The following is a 6,832-nucleotide window of genomic DNA, read 5'->3' as shown; positions in this document are numbered from 1 at the left end:
GCTCGTATATGTGTATAAGAGACCGTCTGCGATTCATCCTCAACGGCGCGAGAGTCTCGGCAATATGCCACGCTTTAGGGGCAAGCCCAACCCGTGACCTCGATGCTGGGCCTTGCCGTTTTTGTGCCATTGCCCGCCTTGCCGCTCGTTTTATCAATCTCCGCATCTTCACAACCCTGCCCTTGTTGCCATGTTGAGCCGTCCCGATTCCAACCCCACGCCCCCACCCCCGCCATTTAAAAAGAAAAATGGGGGGCCGCGGCCATCCCTCCAGCGCATTGCCGCCACCCTGCAACTGGGCGGTTGGATTGGGTTTTGGGTGCAATTAGCCCTCGGGTTAGCCGCCATTTTGTTGTTGCTGATTGCCGTGCCGGGGCTGGCGGGCCAAGGGGCGGCCCAAGGGGTCAGCATCGGCATTTTTTGGGCCACCTGTGGCGTAATTGTGGCGGCATTCAACACGGTTTTATCCTTTCGATATACCCGAATTGCTAAGGGATTAATTCATAAAACCAACGAACCGCAACCCCGCAAAACCGAAACCGTTCAACTGTTGAGAATGGGCATTTATGCGGGCATGATTGGGGTGGTTTTAACCCTGATTGGCTCCGGTGTGGCGGTCTATGTTTTGGTCTCGAAAGCAGTATCCCAGCCGGCTGGGGTAGCCATTACCGATCCCACTAAAATTGTCCGGCCCTTGGATGTGTTTGTGGTGGTAGCTAATTTGGCGGGAATTTCTGCCAACTTTATGGGCATGGTGATTTCCCTGTGGCTCTATGACCGAATTGATCGCCCTTCCAGTTAAGAAACTGATGCATCGAGTAGACGGACAAAAACACTGATCTCATTGAGAAGATTTTTGAGAAGATTTTTATGGAAAGTGGCATGAATTTGGATTGGCTGTTGGGTGCTTTGGCCGGTGGAATTGTTTTGGGTGGGCTTTGGATGTTGGCCAGTGGAATGAAAGCGATGAATGATGAGCAAAATAAAAAATCCAAATAATCAAGAAGAGTGATTAAGAAGAGTGATTAAAAGGAACGGTTGAGAACAGCAATTCTGAGAAATTGCTGAAAAGTATCCATTTCAATCAATCATTCACTCTAGTCATCAATCTCAGTAAAATTAACACTGACAATCAACAACCCAAAACCATGAGCAACGCTGACAACTTTCGGATTGAGAAAGATTCGATGGGGGAATGGCAAATCCCCGATACGGTCTATTACGGGATTCAAACTTGCCGGGCGATCGAGAATTTCCCCATTAGCGGCCTTAAACCCTTGCCCACCTATGTTGATGCCTGTTTGCTAATCAAAAAAGCCACCGCGATCGCCAATGCAGAATTGGGCTGTATTTCGGAAGAATTAGGCCAAGCGATCGTGCAAGCGGCCGATGAAATTTTGCAAGGTCAATTGCGCGATCAATTTGTGGTGGATGTTTACCAAGCGGGGGCCGGCACTTCCCATCACATGAATGTGAATGAAGTTTTGGCCAATCGAGCCTTGGAACTGTTGGGCGATCGCAAGGGCAACTATGGCCGCGTCAGTCCTAATGATCACGTGAATTATGGACAGTCAACCAATGATGTGATTCCGACAGCCATTCGGATTGGGGGGCTGTTGGCGCTCGATCGCACCTTGTTTCCAGCCCTCAAAAAGGCGATCGCCGCCATGGAAGCCAAGGCGATCGCTTTCCAAGAAATTGTTAAATCTGGCCGCACCCACTTGCAGGACGCAGTGCCCGTGCGATTGGGCGAAAGCTTCCGGGCTTGGGCTTATATTTTGCGCGATCATGAGCGACGAATTACCACAGCGGCGGAAGATTTGCGCGTCTTGGGGTTGGGCGGCAGCGCTGCGGGAACCGGGATGAACACCCATCCGCAATATCGCTTCCGAGTCGCTGAATTACTCTCAGAATTGATTGGGCAACCGTTGCGATCGGCTCCCCATTTGATGGCGGCCATGCAAAGTATGGCTCCTTTTGTGAATGTGTCCGGTTCGATTCGGAATTTGGCTCAGGATTTGGCCAAGATTTCCCATGATTTGCGCTTGATGGATTCGGGGCCCAAAACCGGATTTAAGGAAATTCAACTGCCGCCTGTGCAGCCAGGATCGTCAATCATGCCGGGTAAATATAATCCGGTGATGGCGGAGATGACTTCAATGGTTTGTTTCCAAGTGATGGGCTACGACCAGGCGATCGCCCTGGCAGCCCAGGCGGGGCAACTGGAATTGAATGTGATGATGCCGTTGATTGCCTACAATCTGATTCAAAGTATTGAGATTTTGGGCAACACGATCGCCGCTTTGAGTGATCGCTGTTTGGTGGGCATTGAAGCCAATCCCGATCGCTGTTTGCACTATGCCGAGGGGAGCTTGGCCCTGGTGACGGCGCTGAATACGCACATTGGCTATTTGAATGCCGCTGCGATCGCCAAAGAATCCCTAGAAACGGGTAAATCTCTGCGCCAATTGGTTTTGGAAAAGGGGCTAATGGATGAAGCCCAGTTAGCAGAAGTGCTGGATTTGGAAACCATGAGCCAAATGCCGAATCCAACGGTCTAGGGTTTGAACGGCTCGATCGCCCGAATTGTGCTAATTGTGCTTTGGGTGGTGCAGTTGGCAGCCCAGTTTTGAGCGAAGTTGCTAACGGTGCGATCGAGCCGTTTAGATGATTATCCTGGATGATTACTAAGGCTAAGTTACCTCGGCCCTGATTGACAAATTCTGGTGATTCCGGTGATCAACCTCGGTGATCAATGTAGGTCTTGAGTCATACTTCTAGTTTCTAAAATTAGGTAAATTAACCGTGGATCCAAAGGCGATCGAGATTTATTTTCCCTGCCGACAATTTACAAAACCAACCGGCGGCGTACAGATGATCTATCGCCAGGTGGATTTGTTGAATCAGTCGGGATTTTCCGCAGCAGTTTTGCACAGAGAAGCGGAATTTCGTTGTCAGTGGTTTCCCAACAAAACACGCATCCTCGGGGGAATTTTGACCATTAACCCCGATCGCAGCATTGTGGTTGTGCCCGAGGTCTATGAACAGGCGGAATATGCCAAGCTGCCCAAAGATATTCCCTTTGTGATTTTTAATCAAAATGTCTATTACACATTTGATAAATTTTCAGTGAATTTTGAAGAAGAATATTTGCCCTATGCTGATCCGAATTTATTAGGCGTGATTGTTGTTTCTGAAGATAGCAAAAACTATATTCAAACGGCTTTCCCGCAAGTTAAGGTTCACCGGGTTCGGTGTAGCGTTGATCCGGAGCTATTTTATTTTCCTGAACGAAAGACCAATCAAATTTGCTTCCTGGCGCGCAAAAATTTCATGGATGTTCAGCAGGTTTGCCAAATCTTGCGCCATCGCGATCGGCTCCAGGGATTTCAATTGGTGCGAGTGTTGGATTTGCCGCAGGCGAAATTAGCAGAAATGATGCGAAATTCGGCAATTTTTATGAGTTTTGGTGATCCAGAAGGGTTTGGCTTACCGGCGGCGGAAGCGATGGCGGCGGGCTGTCTCACGGTGGGTTATCACGGCCGCGGCGGGCGGGAATTTTTCAAGCCGGAGTTTTCTTACCCGATCGAGCGGGGCGATATTTTAGGATTTGTCCAGGCGGTTGAACAGGCGATCGATGATTGGGTTAACCGTCCCGAGGCCACAATCGCCAAGGTCAAACAAGCATCGGCCTATATTCGCAACACCTATTCTTTGGCTAATCAAACGGATGATGTGGTGGCAGCTTGGTCAGCCATCCTAGGGCGTTTTCCGGGGCAATCTTTACCCAAGCCCCCTAATGTCAGTCAACCAACCCAGGATTCCAGTCAACCAACCTATGATTTAAATCAGGCGATTGCTCCGCCCTCGATTATTTTCTAACCCCATTTCGACCCTTAATTTCGATCATTTCGATCCCTCTTTTCAACCATTGCCCCCCAAAACACCAGGAGAAACGCCGATGGTTCCCGTTAGCTTGCTCAGTGCCACTAGCTATGATTTGGATCTGTTGCGCGAAAAAGTTGTGGCCCTGTTGGAACCCTTGGGCGGGATGGCGGCCTTTGTACAGCCGGGCGATCGGGTGCTGTTGAAACCCAACCTCCTGACCGGATCGCGACCCGCCAAAGAATGCACGACTCGCCCCGAGCTGGTGCAGGTGGTGGCGGAGTTGGTGTTGGCGGCCGGTGGAAAACCCTTTTTGGGCGACAGTCCCGCCTTTGGCAGCGCGGCCGGCGTGGCCAAGGCCAATGGCCTGGCCCCGATCGCCCAACGCTTGAACATCCCAATCGTGGAATTTCGGGGCCAGCGCTACGACAGCCTTAGCGGCGAATTTGGTCACCTGCGCTTGAGCAAGGAAGCGATGGATGCAGATGTGGTGATTAATTTGCCCAAGGTGAAATCCCACTGCCAATTGACGATTACGCTGGGGGTGAAGAATCTGTTTGGCTGCGTGCCGGGCAAGCTGAAGGCCTGGTGGCATTTGGACGCGGGAAAAGACGTGGCTCGGTTTGGGCGCATGTTGGTGGAAACGGCGCGGACGATCGACCCCGACTTGACGATCGTGGATGGAATCATTGGCCATGAGGGCGACGGCCCCAGCAACGGTGAACCGCGCCTGTTGGGGGTGTTGGGTGCATCGGCTAATGTGTTTGCGCTCGATCGATCCTTGGCGGATATCTTGCAGGTGGATCCGGCAACCGTGCCCACCTTGGCGGCGGCGGGAGTCTTGGGTGTTTGTCCGGCCCCGGAACAGGTGACCTATCCTTTGCAGCGGCCGGCGGACTTGGCGATCGAAGATTGGCGCTTATCCAGCTTCCTGATGCCGATCGATTTTGGGTTGCCTCGGGTGATTCGTTCTACCTTCAAGCACCTTTACATCAAGCTGTTTAAGGAACGCTTTGCCCCGGCGGAAACTTCGGTGCGATCCTAAGCCGTTCCTAGCCGTTCCTTAACGCCGCTAGTTTTTGGTTGTTTTCTGGTTTTTCTCTGGTCTTTGCCAGTTGTTGCATGGCTCCTTTTGCTGACGAAACCCTGCTGTTTGAACCCGCTGAACCGTTGCCCCAGGCCCTGCCCACGGTGTTTGCCTTTCCGAACACCTATTCCGTCGGCATCACCAGCTTGGGCTATCAGGTGGTCTGGGCGATGTTGGCGGCGCGGCCGGAGTTGGCCGTGGCACGGTTGTTTACGGATGCACGGGAGCCATTGCCCCGATCGCCCGCCCTGGTGGGGTTTTCCATGTCCTGGGAACTGGATTACGTCAATGTGATGGCGTTGCTGGAGGATTTGGACTTGCCGCTCCATGCGGTCGATCGCACCGATGAGCACCCGATCGTGTTTGGGGGCGGGCCGGTGCTGACGGCGAATCCCGAACCCTTCGCGGCCTATTTTGACGTGGTGCTGTTGGGTGATGGGGAAATTTTGATTGATGCCCTGGTGAATGAGCTGCTAGAACAGCGCGATCGCCCCCGGGCCGATCGATTGGAAGCCCTGGCCCAAGTGCCGGGTCTGTATGTGCCGCAACTGTACGCCGTGGAGTATCACGACCCCACGGGCCCGATCGCCGCCATTCGCCCCCTGAGCGATCGGATTCCCGCCACCGTCAGCAAGCAAACCTATCGTGGCAACGCCCTTTCGGTGTCCACGGTGGTGACTCCGCGTGCCGCCTGGGAAAACATCTTCATGGTGGAAACGGTGCGCAGTTGCCCGGAACTGTGCCGGTTTTGCTTGGCCAGCTATCTCACCCTGCCCTTTCGGACGGCGGACTTGGAAGGCTCCTTGCTGCCGGCCATTGATCGGGGACTGCAAGCCACCAACCGAATCGGCCTGCTCGGCGCTTCGGTGACCCAACATCCTGAATTTGACAGTCTGCTCGATCGCCTGGCCGGAACCGCCTACGAACAGGTGCGGCTCAGTGTGGCTTCGGTGCGCACCAACACGGTTACGGAAAAGCTGGCCCGCGTTTTGGCCAGCCGCGATTGCAAATCAATCACCGTGGCCGTGGAAAGCGGTTCGGAAACGGTGCGGCAAATCATCAACAAAAAGTTGGCCACCGAAGCGATCGAACAGGCCGCCGTGAACGCCAAAGCGGGCGGCCTCAGCGCCCTCAAGCTTTATGGCATGGCCGGCATTCCCGGAGAAACCCCCGACGACATCGAAGCCACCGCGGCCATGATGCTGCGGCTCAAAAAAGCTGCCCCGGGCCTGAAATTAACCCTTGGTTGCAGTACCTTTGTGCCCAAAGCCCACACTCCCTTTCAGTGGTTTGGGGTGAATCGGGATGCGGAAAAGCGATTGAAATTGCTGCAAAAGCGCCTGCGTTCCAATGGCATTGACTTCCGCCCCGAGAGCTATAACTGGTCAATTATTCAGACGCTGATTTCCCGGGGCGATCGCCGGTTAACCCCCCTGTTGGAACTGGTGCGAGCCTATGGGGTGGGCGACACGGACAACCCCGATCGGGTATCCCTGGGCAGTTACCGGCGAGCCTTCAAGGAACTGCGCGATCGAGTGCCCCCGCTGGATCATTATGTGTTTCGCAACTGGGATTTAGGGGAAGTGCTGCCCTGGGAACATCTCCATGGGCCTTTGCCCGCCGCCACCCTGAAAAAACACCGAGCGGAAGCCGTGGCCCTAATGCCCGATGCTGCCGTGATTTCGCCGTGATTTCGCCGTGATCGTCCTTGCCTGGATTTTGTTTGGACTAGCGATCAATCAGCGATGGGATCACGACTCCCTTGCTGCTTCGTTGCCGAACATTGCGGGTTGTTGATTTTCCGTTACCGGGAGCGATCGCCCATGAAACAATAAAAACCGCACGTCAATGCTCAACGCC

The 6,832-nt window shown here is 53.6% G+C and carries 5 protein-coding genes; all 5 read left to right on the top strand.

Features of this window, described 5'->3' with window-relative positions; translation table 11 throughout:
- The first annotated feature begins 190 nt into the window (after positions 1 to 190).
- Positions 191 to 802 carry a DUF3611 family protein gene (locus tag AMR42_RS17980; RefSeq protein ID WP_099535030.1) on the top strand — a complete coding sequence of 204 codons (612 nt, stop codon included), beginning with the start codon at positions 191 to 193 and terminating at the stop codon, positions 800 to 802.
- Positions 803 to 1,148: 346 nt separating this feature from the next.
- The gene (locus AMR42_RS17975) at positions 1,149 to 2,561 is read left to right on the top strand and encodes an aspartate ammonia-lyase (protein WP_099535033.1); all 1,413 of its coding nucleotides are present in this window, start codon (positions 1,149 to 1,151) and stop codon (positions 2,559 to 2,561) included.
- A gap of 244 nt (positions 2,562 to 2,805) precedes the next feature.
- On the top strand, positions 2,806 to 3,882 hold the full coding sequence (locus AMR42_RS17970) for a glycosyltransferase (RefSeq protein ID WP_143473171.1): 1,077 nt from the start codon (positions 2,806 to 2,808) through the stop codon (positions 3,880 to 3,882).
- A gap of 79 nt (positions 3,883 to 3,961) precedes the next feature.
- Complete coding sequence (locus tag AMR42_RS17965; protein ID WP_099535032.1) at positions 3,962 to 4,930, top strand: DUF362 domain-containing protein; 969 nt, start codon at positions 3,962 to 3,964, stop codon at positions 4,928 to 4,930.
- 77 nt (positions 4,931 to 5,007) lie between these two features.
- Positions 5,008 to 6,663, top strand: a complete 1,656-nt coding sequence (locus AMR42_RS17960) for a radical SAM protein (RefSeq protein ID WP_099535031.1) — start codon at positions 5,008 to 5,010, stop codon at positions 6,661 to 6,663.
- Positions 6,664 to 6,832: the final 169 nt, after the last annotated feature.

This window comes from Limnothrix sp. PR1529 (assembly GCF_002742025.1).
In the GTDB taxonomy this organism is placed as follows: Bacteria; Cyanobacteriota; Cyanobacteriia; order CACIAM-69d; family CACIAM-69d; genus CACIAM-69d.
The sequence above is the reverse complement of the archived record's forward strand: the minus strand, read 5'-3'. Positions and strand labels throughout refer to the sequence as shown.

Excerpts from the sequence above, each read along its gene's own strand:
- AMR42_RS17960 (WP_099535031.1), top strand. The coding sequence starts at position 5,008 with ATGGCTCCTTTTGCTGACGAAACCCTGCTGTTTGAACCCGCTGAACCG.
- AMR42_RS17975 (WP_099535033.1), top strand. The coding sequence starts at position 1,149 with ATGAGCAACGCTGACAACTTTCGGATTGAGAAAGATTCGATGGGGGAA.
- AMR42_RS17965 (WP_099535032.1), top strand. The coding sequence starts at position 3,962 with ATGGTTCCCGTTAGCTTGCTCAGTGCCACTAGCTATGATTTGGATCTG.
- AMR42_RS17980 (WP_099535030.1), top strand. The coding sequence starts at position 191 with ATGTTGAGCCGTCCCGATTCCAACCCCACGCCCCCACCCCCGCCATTT.